Origin of the sequence: Oceanimonas marisflavi, from assembly GCF_003049725.1 — a bacterium.
Classification (GTDB): domain Bacteria; phylum Pseudomonadota; class Gammaproteobacteria; order Enterobacterales; family Aeromonadaceae; genus Oceanimonas; species Oceanimonas marisflavi.
In genome coordinates, this window is record NZ_QAGM01000001.1 from 280682 (window position 1) to 300070 (window position 19389).

Genomic DNA, 19389 nt, shown 5'->3' on the forward strand with positions numbered 1-19389 from the left:
AGACCTGCGCTCCATTGATTGTGCAATCTTTGAAGTTGGTACAAATCCCAACATTGTCACCATCTGCTCGAATGTTGGAATTCGCTTTGCTCATTCACAACCTACGCTTTTCTTACAGCTTACAGCTTATGGCTTCAAGCTTACGGCAAAGCCGGGTCAGCAGTAGCCGTATTTCATCAGGCGCTGGTAGCGCTGTTCCAGCAGGGTGTCGGTATCGAGCTGCTCAAGATCGGCCAGATCGGTCACCAGACGTGCTTTCAGGTTCTCGGCCATCAGCAGCGGGTTGCTGTGAGCGCCGCCCATGGGCTCTTCCACCACATTATCGATCAGGCCCAGCTCATGAATGCGGCCGGCGGTGATGCCCATGGCTTCGGCGGCCACCGAGGCCTTTTCGGCGCTCTTCCACAGAATGGAAGCACAGCCTTCCGGGGAGATCACCGAGTAGGTGGAATACTGCAGCATGTTGACCCGGTCGCCCACGCCAATGGCCAGGGCGCCGCCGGAGCCACCCTCACCCACCACGGTGCAGATGATGGGGGTCTTGAGGCCGGACATCACTTTCAGGTTACGGGCAATGGCTTCACTCTGGCCACGCTCTTCGGCACCCACCCCCGGGTAGGCACCGGGCGTGTCGATAAAGGTCAGGATCGGCATTTTGAAGCGCTCGGCCATTTCCATCAGGCGCAGAGCCTTGCGGTAACCTTCCGGGCGCGGCATGCCGAAGTTGCGCTTGATCTTTTCCTTGGTCTCGCGGCCCTTCTGATGGCCAATGACCATGACCGGGCGGCCTTCAAAGCGGGCCACACCACCCACAATGGCCTTGTCGTCGGCATAGGCACGGTCACCGGCCAGCTCGTCAAACTCGCCAAACATCAGCTCCAGGTAGTCCTGGGTGTAGGGGCGACGAGGGTGGCGGGCCAGCTGGGAGATCTGCCAGGGGCCCAGATTGCCGAACACTTTTTTGGTCAGCTCGTCACGCTTGGCTTCCAGACGGCTGATCTCTTCATCCAGATCGATATCGAGGCCTTCACCTTCGCCCACGTGACGAAGTTCTTCAATCTGGGCCTGAAGCTCGGCGATGGGTTGTTCAAAATCCAGGAAATGGTGGCTCATGGCTGCCCTCTAGTCAAAAATCAGTTCGACCTTGTCCGAACCCAGCAAGCCCCTGAGCGATTCCAGCATCTGGTCGGTGGGGGTTACCCGCCACTCGGTGCCCAGAGTGAGCTCGGCTCTTGCGCCGGGTCGGTTGTAGGTCACACGCACAGGACATACGCCCGCCCTTACCGGCGTGAGTATGTCCAGCAATTGAGTAAAAAAGCCCTGATCGATGCGGCTTTTGTCGATGTACAGTGCGAGCCCGCGGGCAAAGCGCTCCCGGGCATCGCTGATATCAAGCACTTCTCTGGCCGACATTTTAAGGCCACCGGAGAAGTCGTCAAAGCTGACCTGTCCGCTGATAACCAGAATTTTATCTTTTTCCAGCAAAGACTCATAGCGTTCCAGCGCATCGGAGAACAGGGTCACGTCCAGCCGGCCGGATTTGTCATCCAGGGTGAGAATGCCCATGCGGTTGCCCCGCTTGGTGGTCATCACCCTGGACGCGATCACCAGCCCCGCCACCGTACTGATGCGGTCGCGGCCGCCGGGCTGCACTTCGTTGAGCCGGCCACTGGTATAGTGGCGCAGCTCTCTGGCGTACTGGTTAATGGGGTGACCAGTGAGATACAGCCCCAGGGTATCACGCTCGCCGTCCAGCCAGATCTTGTCGGGCCAGGGCGGTACGTCGGCAAAGGCGTGCTCTGCCTTGTCTTCTTCCACCAGCACGCCAAACATGTCGCCCTGGCCCAGAGCCTCGGCTTTGGCGTGCTGATCGGCGGCCTTCATGGCCTCTTCGAGCGAGGCCATAATGGCAGCCCGGTGCGGACCCAGCCGGTCCATGGCGCCGGAGAGGATGAGTTTTTCCATCACCCGCTTGTTGAGCTTTTTCAGATCCACCCGGTTGCAGAAGTCGAACAGATCCCGGAACGGCCCGCCTTTTTCTCTGGCCTCGAGAATGGATTCAATCGGTGCCTCACCCACCCCCTTGATGGCGCCGATGCCATAGACGATATGGCCGTCTTCGTTGACGGTAAAGCGGTAGCGGCCGGTGTTCACATCGGGCGGGATCAGGGTCAGGCCCATGCGCTGACACTCGTCCACCAGGGTCACCACCTTGTCGGTGTTGTCCATGTCGGCAGTCATTACCGCCGCCATGAATTCCGCCGGATAGTGGGTTTTCAGCCACAGGGTCTGGTAGGAGACCAGGGCATAGGCGGCGGAGTGGGACTTGTTGAAGCCATAACCGGCGAATTTCTCCACCAGGTCAAAGATCTTCATCGCCAGTTCGCCGTCGATGCCGTTGGCCACGGCCCCCGCCTCAAAGCCGGCCCGCTGCTTGGCCATCTCTTCGGGTTTCTTTTTGCCCATGGCCCGGCGCAGCAGGTCGGCGCCGCCAAGGGAATAGCCCGCCAGCACCTGGGCTATCTGCATTACCTGCTCCTGATACAGAATAATGCCGTAGGTGGGCTCGAGAATGGGCTTGAGCGACTCATGCTGCCACTGCTCGTCGGGGTAGGACACCGCCTCGCGACCGTGCTTGCGGTCGATAAAGTTGTCCACCATGCCCGACTGCAGCGGGCCCGGGCGGAACAGCGCCACCAGGGCGATCATGTCTTCAAAGCAGTCCGGCTGAAGGCGCTTGATCAAGTCCTTCATGCCCCGGGATTCCAGCTGGAACACCGCCGTGGTCTCATAACGCTTCAGCAGCTGAAACGAAGCCTTGTCATCGATGGGAATGGCGGCAATATCGATCGGGGGTTTGCCTTCCTTTTCCAGCCGCGGGTTTATCATGCCCAGGGCCCAGTCGATAATGGTGAGGGTACGCAGACCAAGGAAGTCGAACTTCACCAGGCCGGCGGACTCCACGTCGTTCTTGTCGAACTGGGTGACCGGATGATGCCCTTCGGCATCGCAGTAAAGGGGCGCAAAGTCGGTGATTTTGGTGGGCGCGATGACCACGCCCCCGGCATGCTTGCCGGCGTTGCGGGTGACCCCTTCCAGAATGCGCGCCATGTCGATCAGCGCCCGCACTTCCTCGTCCTGATCATACAGTTCGGGCAGCTTGGGCTCGGCGTCAAAGGCCTTGGCCAGGGTCATGCCGGGATCGGGGGGGATCAGCTTGGAGATGCGATCCACAAAGCCATAGGGGTGGCCCAGCACCCGGCCCACGTCCCGCACCACCGCCTTGGCGGCCATGGTGCCAAAGGTGATGATCTGACTCACCGCGTCCCGGCCGTAGAGTTCGGCCACGTGGTCGATCACCTCGTCGCGCCTGTCCATGCAGAAGTCGATGTCAAAGTCGGGCATGGACACCCGCTCGGGGTTCAGAAAGCGTTCAAACAGCAGGTCAAATTCGAGCGGATCCAGATCGGTGATTTTCAGCGCATAGGCCACCAGTGAGCCGGCGCCCGAGCCCCGGCCCGGCCCCACGGGAATGCCGTTGTCCTTGGACCACTGAATAAACTCCATCACGATCAGGAAGTAACCGGGAAAGCCCATCTGGTTGATGACCTGAAGCTCAATCTTCAGGCGGTCGTCGTATTCCCCGCGTTTTTCGGCACGCACCTGTGGATCCGGGAACAGAAACTCGAGCCGCTCTTCCAGGCCTTCTTCCGAGCATTTGACCAGAAAGTCTTCAATGCTCATGTCGCCGGTGGGAAAGTCCGGCAAAAAGTACTCGCCCAGGCGCACGGTCACGTTGCAGCGCTTGGCGATTTCCACACTGTTTTCCAGTGCCTCGGGAATGTCGGCAAACAGCTCGGCCATTTCCTCGGCGCTTTTCAGGTATTGCTCGGGGCTGTAGCGTTTGGGCCGGCGCTTGTCATCCAGGGTATAGCCGTCGTGAATGGCCACCCGTATCTCGTGGGCGTCAAAGTCGCTCTTGTCGAGAAACACCACCTCGTTGGTGGCCACTACCGGCAGCTGTTGCTCGGTGGCCAGCGCCACCGCCATATGCAGGTAGCTTTCTTCATCGGGGCGGCCGGTGCGCAGCAGCTCCAGATAATACCTATCGGGAAAATGCTGCTGATAAAAGGCCAGGCACTGCTCACTCAGGGCCTGGTTGCCCTTGAGCAGACAGGCCCCCACATCCCCTTCCCGGCCGCCGGAAAGCACAATCAGCCCCTCGCCATGCTCGGCCAGCCAGTGTTTGTCGATCACCGGCCTGTGCTGAATATGGCCCCGCTCATGGGCTCTGGATATCAGCAGGGTGATGTTCTGGTAACCAGTGTTGTCCATGGCCAGCAGAGTGAGCCGGAACAGCTGCTCGCCCATCTCTTCACTCTGCACCCAGATATCGGTGCCCACAATGGGCTTGAGGCCTTTTTTATGGGCATCGCCGTAAAAGCGCACCAGGCCGCACAGGTTCATCTCGTCGGTCAGGGCCAGGGCCGGATAAGCCTGCTCCTGCACTCGGCTGGTGATGGGGCCGATCTTGGCCAGGCCATCCACCATGGAAAAGTCGGAGTGAATACGCAGATGAATAAATCCCGTGCTCATGCGCCCTCCAGCGCCCGGGCCACGGGTTTAAAGCTTTTGCGATGTTCGGGCAAGGCGCCGTGCTCGGCCAAGGCCGCCATATGCTCTTTGGTGGGGTAGCCCTTGTGGCGGGCAAAGCCGTATTGCGGATGCCGGGCATCCAGCGCCAGCATTTCATTGTCCCGCGCCACCTTGGCCAGAATGGAGGCGGCGCTGATCTCCGCCACCCGGCTGTCCCCTTTTACCACTGCCTGGGCAGGCATGGGCAGTTCGGGGCAGCGGTTGCCGTCGATAAACACAAAGCCGGGCTGCACGGAAAGACCCGCCACCGCCCGGGTCATGGCCAGCATGGTGGCCTGCAATATGTTCAGCTCATCGATTTCGGCCGCCGTGCAGCGGCCAATGGCCCAGGCCAGGGCATGCTCGCGAATAAGCGGCGCCAGCTGCTCCCGCTTTTTCTCGCTGATTTTCTTGGAGTCGGCGAGACCGGGAATCGGGTGATGAGGGTCGAGAATAACGGCGGCGGTGACCACGTCGCCGACCAGAGGGCCCCGGCCCACTTCGTCGACGCCGGCCACCAGCACGCCGCTGGGGTAAATAATGTCGCTCATGGTTTTCTTGTTGCCAGCTCCAGCACCGCCAGGGCGGCCTGTTCGTCGGCGTTACAGCGAATGCGTTTGTGCAGTTGAGTGAAATGAGCCACCAGCTCACTGGTGTCGTTGTCGAGCAGCTTGCCGATTTCATCCACAATATGACCCGGCGTGCATTCGTGCTGGATCAGCTCGCTCACCAGGGTCTGATCCGCCAGCAGATTGGGCAGCGACACATGCTCGGTTTTCACCAGCCGCTGGGCCAGCCAGTAGCTGAAATCCTTGAGCCTGTAGCCCACCACCATGGGCTTTTTGGCCAGCATGGCTTCCAGGGTGGCGGTACCCGAGGCCAGCAGCACCACGTCGGCGGCGGTCATCACCTCGCGCCCCTGCCCCTCGATCAGAGTAACCTCGAGCCCTGGCGCAACCCGCTCCTTGATGGCCAGAAATTCCTGACGGCGCTTCTCACTGACCAGAGGCACCACAAACTGCAGCTCGGGATGACGCACCTTGAGCTGCTTGCAGGCTTCCAGATACACCGGACTCAGCAGGGTCACCTCGGCATGGCGGCTGCCGGGCAACAGAGCCAGGTAGCGGCCATTTACATCCAGGCCCAGTCGCTCCCGGGCACTGCGCGTATCGGGCACCAGCGGCATTTGATCCGCCAGGGTATGACCGATAAAACGGCAAGGCGCGTCAAAGCGGTCGTAAAAGGCTTTTTCAAAGGGCAGAAAGGCCAGCACCAGATCGGTGGCGGCCTTTATCTTGTGAATGCGGCTCTGCCGCCAGGCCCAGACCGAGGGGCTGACATAATGCACGGTGGCAATGCCCGCCTGCTTCAGCCTGTGCTCCACCCCGATATTGAAGTCGGGAGCGTCGATGCCCACGAACACATCGGGTGGGTTGGCGATAAAGTGCCGAATAATCTGCTTGCGGATTTGCAGAATGCGCGGCAGCCGGCCCAGCACTTCCACTATGCCCATTACCGCCAGCTCTTCCATCTCAAACAGGGCCTTGCAGCCTTCCGCCTGCATCTGCGGGCCGGCAATGCCTTCAATGATGGCGTCGGGGTGGCGACGGCGCAGCTCGCGAATAAGCCCGGCCCCAAGGGTGTCGCCGGACACTTCACCGGCGACAATGCCGATACGCAGGGGCGCCTCAGGCACGAATAATTCCGCGCTCATTGGCCTTGAGGAAATCAACCATAATGCTCACCTCTGAGTGCTTTTCACCCAGGCTTTCCAGCGCCGGCAACACTTCCTCCACGGTTTTACCGCTGCGGAACAGCTCCCGATAGGCCTGCTTGATGGCGGAGATGGCTTCCTTGCTGAAGCCCCGGCGGCGCAGCCCTTCGGAATTGATGCCAAAAGGCTTGGCATAATGGCCGGCGGCCATCACGTAGGGCGGCACGTCCTTGTTGAGCGCGGCGCAGCCGGCAATAAAGGCGTGGCTGCCGACCCGGCCAAACTGGTGAATGGCGGCATGGCCACCAAAAATCACGTGGTCACCAATGTGTACGTGCCCCGCCAGGGTGGCGTTGTTGGCGAAGATACAATCACTGCCAATGCGGCAGTCGTGAGCCACATGCACGTTCACCATAAACAGGTTACGGCTGCCCACGACAGTGAGGCTTTCATCCTGGGAGGTGCCCCGGTGAAAGGTGCAGGATTCACGAAGAATGTTGTCGTCGCCGATTTCCAGCACGGTGCGCTCGCCGGCGTATTTCTTGTCCTGGCAGTCTTCACCAATGGAGGCAAACTGAAAAATACGGTTACGCTTGCCAATACGGGTCGGGCCCTTGATCACCACATGAGAGGCGATCCGGCAGTCGTCACCAATTTCTACGTCGGGACCGATCAGGGTCCAGGGGCCAATCTCCACGCCCTTGCCAATAACGGCATCGGGATGAACGATGGCGGTTTCATGGATCACTGCACCTTGTTCACTCACACTTAACCCTCGCGTTTGGCGCACATCAGCTCGGCGGTGCACACAACTTCGCCGTCGACGCTGGCAACACCGGTAAACTTGGCGATGCCTCTGCGCTCTTTCAGATAAACCACGTCCAGCACCAGCTGGTCTCCCGGCACCACGGGGCGTTTGAAGCGGGCGTTGTCGATGGAGGCAAAGTAATACAGCTCGTTGGGCTTGGGCTTGCCTACCATTTTAAACGCCAGAATGCCGGTGGCCTGGGCCATGGCTTCCAGGATCAGCACACCGGGAAACACCGGCTTGTTGGGAAAGTGGCCGGTGAACATGGGCTCGTTGAACGACACGTTCTTGATGCCGCGCAGGGTTTTGCGCTCCGGGCTTATCTCGTAGTGAGCCACCCGGTCGACCATCAGGAAAGGATAGCGGTGCGGCAACAATTCCAGGATCTCCTGGATGTCCAACTGATTCAGTTCGTTACTCAAAATTTAACCCTACCAAAAGTGTGCTTAGTCGTTGTTGTTCAGTTTTTTTTCAAGCTGGCTCAGCCGCTTGTGCATGTCGTCAATGCGCATCACACGCGCCGCTGTTTTGCGCCACTCCTTGTTCGGTTGCAGCGGAATGCCGGAGGAGTAAACACCGGGCTCGGTAATGGGCCGCATTACCATGGCCATGCCGGTAATGGTGACGCCGTCACAGATTTCCATGTGGCCGTTGAACACCGAAGCGCCACCAATAATACAATATTTACCGACCTTGAGACTACCGGCCATGATGGTACCGCCCGCCATGGCGGTACCGTAGCCAATTTCCACGTTATGGGCGATCTGACACTGGTTGTCGATAATCACATTATCGGCAATACGGGTATCCTCCAGCGCGCCCCTGTCTATGGTAGTACAGGCGCCGATTTCCACCCGGTTGCCGATAACCACACCGCCGAGCTGAGGGATCTTGATCCACTCGCCCTTGTTGTTGGCATAGCCAAAGCCGTCGGCGCCGATCACCGCGCCCGACTGCACCAGACAGTCGCTGCCAAAGGTGACGCCATGGTAGATGGTCACATTGGCCCAGAGCTTGGTGCGGGCGCCCAGGCGCGAGTTTTTGCCCACAAAGCAACCGGGGCCGATGATAACGCCGTCTTCAAGCACCACACCGGACTCGATCACCGCATTGGCGCCGATGGCCACGCCCTTGCCGAGCGTGGCGCTTTTCGCCACCACGGCGCTGGGGTGCACATCCACCGCCGGGGCTGGCGTGGTGTCCAGCGCCTGGGCGGCCAGGGCAAAGCCAAGATACGGGTCGGCCATCACCAGACTGGCGACCGGACAGGCGTCCTTGTCTTCTGCCCGCAGTATTACCGCTGCCGCCTGCGTGTGCTCCAGCAGGTGGCGGTATTTGCCGTCGGTCAGAAAGGCAACCTCACCGGGACCGGCCTTGTCGAGGGTATTGACCTTGTGAATGGGCTGCGCAGGATCTCCGTGCAGCTCGGCTCCCAGTGCCTGGGTCAGTTGTTGCAGTGTGATGCTCATGGGCTTGCTCTTGTTACTTGCTGACGCGGCTGATCACCTGTTGGGTGATGTCGAGAGACGGATTAACATAAATCACGGCGCCCCGCTCGATCACCAGATCCAGCCCCTGTGTTTTGGTAATGTCATCTATCGCGCCCTTGATACGCGACAGCATTTTCTGGCGCTCTTCGTGCTCACGACGCGCCTGGTCCTGCTCCAGTGCCCGCGCCTTCTGCACAAAGGCGGCCTGCATTTCATTGAGCTTTTTCTGCGCCTCGGCCTTTTGCTGATCGTTCATAAAGGCCATGTCTTTTTGCTGTTTTTCCACAAAGCTGCGGCCCTGCTCTTCCAGCGTCTGCACTTCCTTCACCCGGGAAGCAAATTCGTTTTTCAGCTGGTTGCGTACCACCTCCCGCTGAGGCATTTTCTGAAAGACTTCGGCGGTATCCACCACCGCAATCTTGCCCTGGGCCTGGGCCAGGGTCGCGGTCATGACCAGCGCCAGGGCGCCGGCGAGTTTAACCAGTTTGTTCATTTAAATTCTCCTTGTTCGGTGAGGGGTGAGGCGTTAACGGTCAGAAGTGAGGGGTGAGGCGTTAAAGGTGAGGGGAAAAAATCTCCCCACTCTTCTCCCCTCACTCCTCACGCTTCACCCCTCACGCAGTTAAAACGTGCGGCCGATATTGAAGTTGAACACCTCGGTCTTGTCCCCTTCCACCTCGGTGATCGGGGTGGCCAGGGAGAACACCAGCGGGCCCAGGGGTGACAGCCACTGCATGCTGACACCGGCAGAAGCACGATACTCGCCGGGATCGCCGAAGTCATAACAGCCTTTGGTGCAACCGGCAAAATCGGACGCATCGTATTCGGTGTCCCATACGGTGCCCACATCCATAAACAGGCTGGTGCGCAGGGAGCGCTGCAGATCCTCACCGGCAAAGGGCGTGGGCACGATCAGCTCCAGGGAGCCCGCCAGCAGGGCGTTGCCGCCAATGGCGCTGCCGTCCGTGGTCAGATCACCATTGTCTTCCCGGAAAACAGCCCGCGGCCCCACCGAGTTGCTCTTGAAACCGCGCAGGGTGCTGAAGCCACCGGCATAGTAGTTTTCAAAGAAGGGCAACCGGCTGGTATTACCGTAACCGTCGGCGTAAGCGGCGCGGAACTTGCCGTGCAGTACCCAGTTGTGCTTGCGATCGAGCGGAAAGTAATGACCATCGTCAAAGCTCAGCTTGTAATACTGAAGATCCGAACCGGGAACCGTCACCTTGGCGCTCAGGCTCTGGCGGCTGCCGGACGTGGGGAACACGCCCCGGTTAAGGGTATTGCGGGTCCAGCCGGCGGTCAGATCGAAGTCGTCAAAGGTCACCTTCTCGTCTTCATTAGCATCATTGTCGCTCCAGAACGCCCGCAGCTGTTCCGAAGCCCGATCCGGCTGGCTCAGGGTGTTGTGCTCATACCCCAGGCTGAAGTTCAGGCTGTTGTTCTCATCGATGGGGAAGCCGGTAAGGCCACGCACACCATAGGTGGTGCTTTCATAATCGATGGAGCCCAGATCATCATCGGACTCAAACGACCGGTAATAGATGCGGCCACCCAGGCTGACCCCGTCCACGGTGAAGTAGGGATCGGTAAAGTCCAGCGACACATTCTTGGAATAGTCGTTCATCTGGGAGTTGATGCCCACCCGGTTGCCGGTGCCAAGGAAGTTGTCCTGCTGCAGGCCGGCCTGAATGCTGAAGCCGGAGTCGGTACCGAAGCCCACACCAAAGTTGATGGAGCCGGCGGGCTGCTCCTTGACCTTGACGTCGAGATCCACCAGGTCGTCCTGTCCCGGCAGACGCTGAGTGTCCACTTCCACGTTTTCAAAGTAACCCAGCCGGTTCAGACGGGTGCGGGACTGCTCGATATTTTCGCTCGACAGCCAGGTGCCCTCCATCTGACGCATTTCCCGGCGCAGTACCTCGTCCTTGGTGATCTCGTTGCCGCTGAAGTTGATGCGGCGCACATAGACCCGGTTGCCCGGCTCGATATTGACCACCAGCTCCACCTTGTTGGTGGCTTCATCGATTTGCGGAAAGGTGTTGATACGCGGATAGGCGTAGCCGAAACGACCAAGAAAGCGCGACAGCAGCTCTTCCATATGGGCGGTGTCGGCGGCGGAATAGAGATCACCGCGCTCGATGGGAATAAGCTCGTTCATCTCCCGCTGGCGATCAATCAGGTTGCCACGCAGGCTGACGCCGGAAACCGTATACTGCTTGCCCTCGGTCACATTCAGGGTAATGTAAACCCCTTCCTTGTCGGGCGACATGGACACCTGGGTGGAGGTGACATCCGCCTTGAGATAGCCCCGATCGCGGTAAAAGGAGCGCAGGGTCTCAATGTCGCCGGCCAGCTTCTGTTTCTGATAACGCTTGTCACCCAGAATGTTCCACCAGGGCACATCGTCTGACAGCTCCAGCTGGCTCAGCAGCTGCTCTTCACTGAAGGCACGGTTGCCGACAATGTTGATCTGCTTGATTTCGGCGGCTTCGCCTTCCACAAATTCGAACTTGAGATCAACCCGGTTGCGGGGCAGCGGTGTCAGTACCGCCCTGACATCGGCGGAATACTTGCCCACGCCGTAGTAAAAATCTTCCAGGCCTTTTTCCAGCTCGCTGAGGGTAGTACGATCCAGCGGCTCGCCAACTCTCACTCCGGCCCCTTCCAGGCTTTCACGCAGCTGCTCTTCCTTGATTTCCTTGTTGCCGCTGAAGCTGATGCCGGCAATGGTAGGCCGCTCGGTGACCTGTACCACCAGGGTATCACCGTCGCGCAACAGCTGAACCTGCTCGAAGTTGCCGGAAGCGTAAAGACTGCGAATGGCTTCGGCCAGACGGGCCTGATCGACCTCCTCGCCTACCCGGACCGGCAGGCTGAGCAGGGCTGCGCCCAGGGTTACCCGTTGCAGGCCATCAACCTGAATGTCTTCTACCACAAAGGGGGTGATGCCGCTCTGCGCCTGGGCCAGCATGCTGGCGCCCAGCAGGCAGGAAGCGGCAAACGTATTCTTGAGTGCCCTTGTTTTTGCCATAGCCTGACTTGATCCTTGTGTCTTGTCGCTCAGAGGCGACCAATGTCATTAAACAGCGCCAGCCCCATCAGCAATATCAGCAGGGCCGCCCCTATCCTGAATCCCAGCTCCTGTATTTTTTCCGGCACCGGCCGGCCGGTAATGGCCTCAACCGCATAAAACAGCAGGTGCCCACCATCCAGTACCGGCAGGGGCAACAGGTTGATAATGCCCAGATTCACGCTGACCAGCGCCATAAAACTGAGAAAATATACCAGTCCGAAGTCGGCGCTGGCACCGGCCCCCTTGGCAATGGAAATGGGTCCGCTCAGGTTGTCGACGGAGACGATACCGGTCAGCAGCTTGCCGATCATGCTGAAGGTCAGCACCGTCAGCTCCCAGGTGCGCTCCGCCCCTTCCCACAAGGCCCGGACCGGGCCATAGGCAAGCTCAAAACGGTAACGCTCATCCACCGGGGTGACCGAGGGCGCCACTCCCACATAACCAATGGCCTTGTCATCGGTTTCAAGCAGAGCCGGTGTGAGCATCAGGTCGAGGCTCTGACCCGCACGGCGCACCACAAGTTCCACCGGCTCCCCGGGAGAAGACTGCACCAGTGCCACAAACTGCGACCAGTCGCGCAATATTTCACCATTGGCGCTGTAAAGCGTGTCCCCGGGCTGCAGCCCGGACTGCTCCCCGGCCCCACCGGCCAGCACCTGCTCCAGAGTCAGAGTGGGTACCGGGCCTTCCGGCACCAGCCCCAGAGCGGTAATGGGTGATTCACTGTCGGGATCGAACCGCCAGCGTTCAAGGGGCAGCGTCAGCTGTTGCTCCCGGCCATTGTTGTCCTGAACCTTAATGGTGGTCTGATCGGCACCAATACGGCCAATCAGCGAAAAATTCACCTCTTCCCAGGTGAGTACCTGATTGCCATTGACGGCGGTAATTTCCATGCCGGGCGTGACTCCGCCCAGAGCGGCGGGTGACTCGGCGATCACGTCTCTGACCACCGGCTTCACCGAGGGCACACCGATCATGAACATCAGCCAGAAGGCAAACACCGCAAACAAAAAGTTGGCCATGGGGCCGGCCACCACAATGGCCATGCGCGCCCATACCGACTTGTTGTTAAAGGCCTGGTCCGCCAGCTCCGGCGGGACCTCATCGACCCGGCCGTCGAGCATTTTCACATAGCCACCCAGAGGGATCATGGCCACCACATACTCGGTGCCGTCACGGCCGGTTTTACGCCAGATGGGCTTGCCAAAGCCGATGGAAAATCGCTCAACCCGCACGCCATTGCGCCGGGCCACCCAGAAGTGGCCGTATTCATGTACCGCCACCAGTATGCCAAGGGCGATAATAAAGGCGCCCAGATTCCACAGTATTTCAATCATGCCCGTGTCCCGATCAGTTGTACGGCCAGCCGGCGCGCCTCGGCGTCGAGGGCCAGTATGTCTTCCAGCGCCTGCGCCCGGGTTGCTCCCAGACTCTCCGCCACTTGCCGGTTAATGCCGGCAATGGCCATAAAGCCCAGCCGGCCTTCCAGAAAGGCCGCCACCGCCACTTCATTGGCGGCATTCAGCGCCGTGGTAGCCCCCTGCCCGGCGGCGCAGGCGTCGATGGCCAGCTGCAGGCACGGATAGCGGGCCATATCGGGGGCCATAAAGCTCAGCTCGCCCAGGCGGGTAAAGTCGAGCGGCGCCACGCCGGACTCAATACGTTCGGGCCAGGCCAGCGCATGGGCGATAGGTGTCATCATATCCGGCTGGCCCAGCTGGGCCAAGACGGAACCATCCGAGTATTGCACCATGGAGTGGATCACCGACTGAGGATGCACCAGCACCTCCATCTGGGCAGGCGCAGCGTTAAACAGCCAGCGGGCTTCGATATATTCCAGCCCCTTGTTCATCATGGTGGCGGAATCGACGGAAATCTTGGGTCCCATGGACCAGTTGGGATGATTGATGGCCTGGGCCGGCGTGACATTGGCCAGCGCTTCAACCGGGGTATAACGAAAGGGTCCGCCGGAGCCGGTAAGCAGGATCTTGCCGATGCCGGCGCCGGCGAGATCCCCTCTGCCCGGGGTGCGTTGCAGCTCGGCAGGCAGACACTGGAAGATGGCGTTATGCTCGCTGTCCACCGGCAGCAGTTCGGCACCACTGTGATGCACAGCATCGATAAACAGCTCGCCGCTCATCACCAGGGCTTCCTTGTTGGCCAGCAGCACCCGCTTGCCGGCCCGCACCGCCGCCAGCGTGGGCAGCAGGCCGGCGGCACCGACAATGGACGCCATCACGGTGTCAACCTCGGGCTCGGCGGCCACCTGGCACAGCGCCTCGCTGCCCGCCAGCACGTCGGTCTTGCTGCCGGCGTCGCGCAGTTGCCGGCGCAGTTCGGCCGCCGCCGTGGCGTCGGCCATCACCGCGAAGCGGGGCGCAAATTCCAGACAGTCGGCCAGCATTCGCTCCACCTGACGGCTGGCGGTCAGCGCAAACACCGAAAAACGTTCAGGGTGACGACGCACCACCGCCAGGGTACTTTGGCCGATGGAGCCGGTGGCCCCCAGTATGGTCAGCTGTTGCATCAGCCCTGCCCCGCCAGTTGATAGACCACAATAAAGATGGGCAGGGCGGCGGTCAGGCTGTCGATCCTGTCCATAATGCCGCCGTGGCCGGGCAGTATATTGCCCGAGTCTTTAAGACCGGCTTCCCGCTTGAACATGCTTTCCACCAGATCTCCCAACACCGAGGCCAGCACCGCCACCATGGAGGCCAGCAACACCGCATTGCGTTGTGCCCCCGGCAAGTCAACGGCATAAGTGACCGCCAGCGCCAAAGCACAGGCGGCGATCACGCCGCCGATCATGCCTTCCAGGGTCTTGCCCGGACTGACGCTGGGGCACAGCTTGTGTTTGCCAAAGGTCTTGCCGGCAAAGTAGGCGCCGGTATCGGCAGCCCACACCAGTGCCATCACAAACAGCAGCAGCCAGGCGCCGTAATGGGGATTCTGTTCATAGTGATAGCTGCGTAGCACCAGCAGGGACCAGAAAAAGGGCACCAGGCTGAGCAATGCAAACACCGCCTTGAGCCAGGTCCGATCCTGCCACAGTGCGCGGCTGGCCGGATAGCGCAGCACCAGCGGCAGGGCACACAGCCACCAGAGCGCACCGGCATTTAACACCATGCCAACCCAGCCGTGCAGGCCATCGGCCCAGATATGCTCGATGGGCACACTGGCCATCAGCGCCACCAGCACCAGCGCCAGAAACACCATGACCACGTTGGACTTTTGTGTATCGATAAAGCGGCCCCATTCCCGGCCCGCCAGCAGGTACACGGCGGTGGCAAACAGGGCGAAAAACGGCAGGGGCAGCAGAAAAATGGCCCCCAGCACCACAGGGATCAGGCACAGGGCCGTGATAATACGAAGCTTTAGCAAGAAATGTCCTCTCTTCGCGGGTGAAGGCCTTGAGCCATGCATGCTCACCCTTTTCGTTATTATTTGTTTGCGACCTTTTGCTCCAGCATTTCCCTTATCTGGGCGCCGGTGCAGCCAAAGCGCCGCTCCCGGCCCACAAAGGCGGCAATGGCGTCACTGAACGCATCTTCACCAAAATCAGGCCAGAGCACGGGGGTAAAATACAGCTCGGCGTAGGCCAGCTGCCACAGCAGAAAATTGCTGATGCGCTGCTCACCACCGGTGCGGATAAGCAGATCCACCGGCGCCAGATCGGCAAGCTGGGTGTGCTCGTTCAGCAGCGCCTCGGTAATCTCTGCGGGAGCCAGCTCCCCCTTTTGCGCTTTTTCGGCAAGTGCCCGCGCCGCCTGAGTAATATCCCAGCGGCCGCCGTAGTTGGCAGCAATATTGAGGGTCAGGCCGGTGTTATTGGCGGTAAGGCGCTCTGCATCATCGATTTTCCGCTGCAGATGGGAAGCAAAGGCACTGCGATCACCGATAATGCGCAGCCGGATATTGTTGCGGTGCAGCTTGCGTACCTCGGAGCCCAGCACGGCAATAAACAGGCTCATCAGGGCGCTGACTTCGTCTTCGGGCCGGCGCCAGTTTTCACTGGAAAAGGCAAACAGGGTCAGGGCATCGAGGCCGAGCTTGTAGGCAAATCTCACCGATGCCCGCACCGACTTTACCCCGGCCTTGTGACCGGACACCCTGAACTTTCCCCGTTGCTCGGCCCAGCGTCCGTTGCCATCCATAATAATGGCGACATGGCGGGGCAACGACTGCTCTTCAAATGCTGCCGTAGCTGGCATAATCACTCCTGCACAAAAACAAACGCCGTGCAGGCAGCTACACGGCGTTGGCTACTATACCTGATGTAACTATCAGATTTCCATCAGCTCTTTTTCTTTGGCAGCCAGAGCATCATCCACCTGCTTGATGTACAGGTCGGTGAGTTTCTGAATGTCGTCCTGTCCGCGACGGTCGTCGTCTTCGGAGATTTCCTTTTCCTTGAGCAGTGCCTTCAGGCTGCTGTTGGCGTCGCGACGAATGTTGCGAATGGCCACCCGGCCCTGCTCCGCTTCGTTGCGCACCACCTTGATCAGATCCTTGCGGCGTTCTTCGGTCAGCGGCGGCAGCGGAATGCGGATCATGGCGCCGGCACTGGACGGGTTCAGCCCCAGATCGGAGGTCATGATGGCCTTTTCAACGGCCTGGATCATGGAGCGGTCAAACACGGTGACCGCCAGGGTGCGGGAGTCTTCGGTGGTAATGTTGGCCAGCTGGTTGAGCGGCGTGGAGGCGCCGTAGTAGTCCACGTGAATGGTGTCCAGCAGGCTGGGGTGAGCACGACCGGTGCGCACCTTGTTCATCTGGCTTTTCAGCGCTTCCACGCTTTTTTCCATGCGGGTTTTGGCGTCGGTTTTGATGTCGTTTATCACGGTCGTTATCCTTTTATCTTGATGGTGAGGAGTCAGGCGTGAGGGGTGAGGGCTTCTCCTCACTCCGCTCCCCTCAATCCTCACAAAGTATCACAACTTGTTGCTGATCAGGGTGCCTTCGGTTTCGCCCATGACGGCACGGCGCAGCGCGCCCGGCTTGTTCATGTTGAACACGCGAATGGGCAGGTTGTGATCCCGCGCCAGGGTAAAGGCGGCCAGATCCATCACCTTGAGTTCACGATCGAGCACATCGTCGTAACCCAGGTGATGATACAGCTCGGCATCGGGATTCTTGACCGGATCCTCGCTGAACACACCGTCCACCTTGGTGGCCTTGAGCACCACGTCGGCCTCGATCTCGATGCCGCGCAGACAGGCGGCGGAGTCGGTGGTAAAGAAGGGGTTGCCGGTGCCGGCGGAGAAGATCACCACCCGGCCCTTGCGCAGCAGGCTGATGGCATCGGCCCAGTTATAGCTGTCGCACACGCCTTCCAGGGTTATGGCAGACATCAGACGGGCATTCACATAAGCACGGTGCAGAGCATCGCGCATGGCCAGACCGTTCATGACGGTAGCCAACATACCCATGTGGTCGCCCACCACGCGGTTCATGCCCGCCTTGGCCAGGCCCGCACCACGAAACAGGTTGCCACCGCCGATCACCAGGCCAACCTGGACGCCCAGCTCAACCAGTTCCTTGATTTCCTGAGCCATACGCTCCAGTACGGCGGGGTCGATACCAAAGCCTTCCTCTCCCTGCAGCGCTTCGCCGCTGAGCTTGAGAAGAATGCGTCTGTATGCGGGTTTCGGATTGGTACTCATGCTTTCTATTCCTGATCATAGAAAGACCGCGACGAAATGTCGCGGTCTGAACAGCATCAAAAAAGGCGGGAATTAACCCTTGGAAGCGGCAATCTGAGCCTGAACTTCGGCAGCGAAGTCTTCTTCCTTGCGCTCGATACCTTCACCCACTTCGTAACGTACGAAGCCCAGGGCGTCGGCGCCTTTTTGCTTGAGCAGCTCGCCCACGGAGATGGACGGATCCTTGACGAAGGGCTGGCCGGTCAGGGAGATTTCGCCGGTGAATTTCTTCATGCGGCCTTCAACCATCTTCTCGGCGATGTCTTTCGGCTTGCCGGAGTTAATGGCGATGTCCACCTGGATTTCACGCTCTTTGGCCACCACTTCGGCGGACACGTCTTCAGGCTTGACGAACTGCGGGCTGGAAGCAGCCACGTGCATGGCCACGTCTTTGGCCAGCTCTTCGTCGCCACCCTGCAGGTTGGCGATAACGCCGATGCGGGTGCCGTGCAGGTAGGTCACCAGGTTGTCACCTTCTACCAGCACGACGCGACGCAGGCTCATGTTCTCACCGATCTTGGCGATCAGGTTGGTCAGGGCGGTTTCAACGGTTTCACCGCTGGCAAGTGTGGCGGCCTTCAGGGCTTCTACGTCACCGATCTTGTTGGTCAGGGCCAGGTCGGCGATCTGCTCACCCAGGGCGCGGAAACCGGCGTCTTTGGCAACGAAGTCGGTTTCGCTGTTCATTTCTACCAGTACGGCGGTGTTGCCTTCCTGACGGGCCAGGATGATGCCTTCAGCGGCGATGCGGCCGGCTTTCTTGGCGGCTTTGGCCTGGCCGGACTTGCGCATGTCTTCAATGGCCTGCTCGATGTCACCGTTGGCTTCGATCAGCGCTTTTTTACAATCCATCATGCCGGCGCCAGTGCGCTCACGCAGTTCTTTTACCAGGGCGGCGGTAATGTTTGCCATGTGTAATGTCCTCGGTCTTGTTCCAAGAAAACAGGGGCACATGGCCCCTGTTAACCTATAACTTTCGTATGGTTAATAAAGGCTTAAGCGCAGGGCTCAGTCTTTATTATTCTTCTACGACGTAGCTGTCTTCGGCTTGCACGGCCAGATCCTGGGCGCGGGCAGCGTTTACGGCGTCGGCAGCGGCGTTCAGGTACAGCTGAACGGCACGGATGGCGTCGTCGTTGCCGGGAATGATGTAGTCAACGCTGTCCGGGTTGGAGTTGGTGTCTACAACAGATACCACGGGAATGCCCAGGTTGTTGGCTTCCTTGATGGCAATGTGCTCGTGATCGGCGTCGATAACGAACAGTACGTCGGGCAGACCGCCCATGTCCTTGATACCACCCAGGGACTTTTCCAGCTTTTCCATTTCGCGAGTGCGCATCAGCGCCTCTTTCTTGGTCAGCTTGTCAAAGGTACCGTCCTGAGACTGGGCTTCCAGATCCTTCAGGCGGTTGATGGACTGACGCACGGTCTTCCAGTTGGTCAGCATGCCGCCCAGCCAGCGGTGGTTCACATAGAACTGGTCGCAGTTGGTGGCGGCTTCTTTTACGGCTTCAGAGGCAGCGCGCTTGGTACCAACAAACAGGATCTTGCCCTTTTTGGAAGCCACGTTACCCAGGTAGTTCAGCGCATCGTTGAACAGGGGAACGGTTTTTTCCAGGTTGATGATGTGAACCCGGTTGCTGGCGCCGAAAATGTAAGGCTTCATCTTGGGGTTCCAGAAACGGGTCTGGTGACCGAAGTGAACGCCGGCTTTCAGCATGTCGCGCATTGATACTTGTGCCATGATTTCCTCAAAAGTGTATTGGGTTAGGCCTCCACACATCCCATGACTCCGACCCGAAGGCACCCTGGAGCATGTGCCGATGTGTGTGTGTGTTAAAAAAGTGAATGTTGGTGAAGCCAATCCGCAGACCCGGCTTCACGGCGCGCTTTATACCATAACTGCCCCTGCTGCACCAGCATGAAGGCCGATTTCGGTGCTGGAAGTTGACGCCCGGCAAGGGTAC

17 protein-coding genes are annotated in these 19389 nt (G+C 59.6%); all 17 read right to left on the reverse strand.

Features of this window, described 5'->3' with window-relative positions; translation table 11 throughout:
* Positions 1-156: 156 nt before the first annotated feature.
* Positions 157-1113, reverse strand: a complete 957-nt coding sequence (gene accA, locus DA373_RS01320; RefSeq protein ID WP_107850547.1) for an acetyl-CoA carboxylase carboxyl transferase subunit alpha — start codon at positions 1111-1113, stop codon at positions 157-159.
* Between the two features lie 9 nt (positions 1114-1122).
* Positions 1123-4596: a DNA polymerase III subunit alpha gene (gene dnaE, locus DA373_RS01325; protein ID WP_107850548.1), complete on the reverse strand. Its 3474-nt coding sequence runs from the start codon at positions 4594-4596 to the stop codon at positions 1123-1125.
* Positions 4593-5186 (reverse strand): ribonuclease HII, encoded by a 594-nt coding sequence (rnhB, locus tag DA373_RS01330; protein WP_107850549.1) that lies wholly within the window; start codon positions 5184-5186, stop codon positions 4593-4595. Before rnhB ends, dnaE begins: the two co-directional genes overlap by 4 nt.
* The gene (gene lpxB / locus DA373_RS01335; RefSeq protein WP_107850550.1) at positions 5183-6331 is read right to left on the reverse strand and encodes a lipid-A-disaccharide synthase; all 1149 of its coding nucleotides are present in this window, start codon (positions 6329-6331) and stop codon (positions 5183-5185) included. The genes rnhB and lpxB overlap by 4 nt, the downstream gene beginning before the upstream one ends.
* Positions 6324-7115, reverse strand: a complete 792-nt coding sequence (gene lpxA / locus DA373_RS01340; RefSeq protein ID WP_198650195.1) for an acyl-ACP--UDP-N-acetylglucosamine O-acyltransferase — start codon at positions 7113-7115, stop codon at positions 6324-6326. The genes lpxB and lpxA overlap by 8 nt, the downstream gene beginning before the upstream one ends.
* A gap of 2 nt (positions 7116-7117) precedes the next feature.
* A complete protein-coding gene (fabZ, locus tag DA373_RS01345) occupies positions 7118-7579 on the reverse strand; it encodes a 3-hydroxyacyl-ACP dehydratase FabZ (RefSeq protein ID WP_107850552.1) in 462 nt (153 codons plus the stop codon).
* Positions 7580-7603: 24 nt separating this feature from the next.
* Positions 7604-8626 carry a UDP-3-O-(3-hydroxymyristoyl)glucosamine N-acyltransferase gene (gene lpxD / locus DA373_RS01350; RefSeq protein ID WP_107850553.1) on the reverse strand — a complete coding sequence of 341 codons (1023 nt, stop codon included), beginning with the start codon at positions 8624-8626 and terminating at the stop codon, positions 7604-7606.
* Positions 8627-8639: 13 nt separating this feature from the next.
* Positions 8640-9140: an OmpH family outer membrane protein gene (locus tag DA373_RS01355; protein WP_107850554.1), complete on the reverse strand. Its 501-nt coding sequence runs from the start codon at positions 9138-9140 to the stop codon at positions 8640-8642.
* 129 nt (positions 9141-9269) lie between these two features.
* A complete protein-coding gene (gene bamA, locus DA373_RS01360) occupies positions 9270-11678 on the reverse strand; it encodes an outer membrane protein assembly factor BamA (protein WP_107850555.1) in 2409 nt (802 codons plus the stop codon).
* Between the two features lie 29 nt (positions 11679-11707).
* Positions 11708-13057: a sigma E protease regulator RseP gene (gene rseP / locus DA373_RS01365; RefSeq protein ID WP_107850556.1), complete on the reverse strand. Its 1350-nt coding sequence runs from the start codon at positions 13055-13057 to the stop codon at positions 11708-11710.
* Positions 13054-14247: a 1-deoxy-D-xylulose-5-phosphate reductoisomerase gene (ispC, locus tag DA373_RS01370; protein WP_107850557.1), complete on the reverse strand. Its 1194-nt coding sequence runs from the start codon at positions 14245-14247 to the stop codon at positions 13054-13056. The genes rseP and ispC overlap by 4 nt, the downstream gene beginning before the upstream one ends.
* Complete coding sequence (locus DA373_RS01375; RefSeq protein ID WP_107850558.1) at positions 14247-15101, reverse strand: phosphatidate cytidylyltransferase; 855 nt, start codon at positions 15099-15101, stop codon at positions 14247-14249. The genes ispC and DA373_RS01375 overlap by 1 nt, the downstream gene beginning before the upstream one ends.
* 59 nt (positions 15102-15160) lie before the next feature.
* On the reverse strand, positions 15161-15931 hold the full coding sequence (gene uppS, locus DA373_RS01380) for a polyprenyl diphosphate synthase (protein ID WP_107850559.1): 771 nt from the start codon (positions 15929-15931) through the stop codon (positions 15161-15163).
* Positions 15932-16003: 72 nt separating this feature from the next.
* A complete protein-coding gene (gene frr / locus DA373_RS01385; RefSeq protein ID WP_107850560.1) occupies positions 16004-16561 on the reverse strand; it encodes a ribosome recycling factor in 558 nt (185 codons plus the stop codon).
* A gap of 90 nt (positions 16562-16651) precedes the next feature.
* Complete coding sequence (gene pyrH / locus DA373_RS01390; RefSeq protein WP_014293058.1) at positions 16652-17383, reverse strand: UMP kinase; 732 nt, start codon at positions 17381-17383, stop codon at positions 16652-16654.
* Between the two features lie 72 nt (positions 17384-17455).
* Complete coding sequence (gene tsf, locus DA373_RS01395) at positions 17456-18334, reverse strand: translation elongation factor Ts (protein WP_107850561.1); 879 nt, start codon at positions 18332-18334, stop codon at positions 17456-17458.
* A gap of 106 nt (positions 18335-18440) precedes the next feature.
* A complete protein-coding gene (gene rpsB, locus DA373_RS01400; RefSeq protein WP_107850562.1) occupies positions 18441-19166 on the reverse strand; it encodes a 30S ribosomal protein S2 in 726 nt (241 codons plus the stop codon).
* Positions 19167-19389 lie beyond the last annotated feature (223 nt).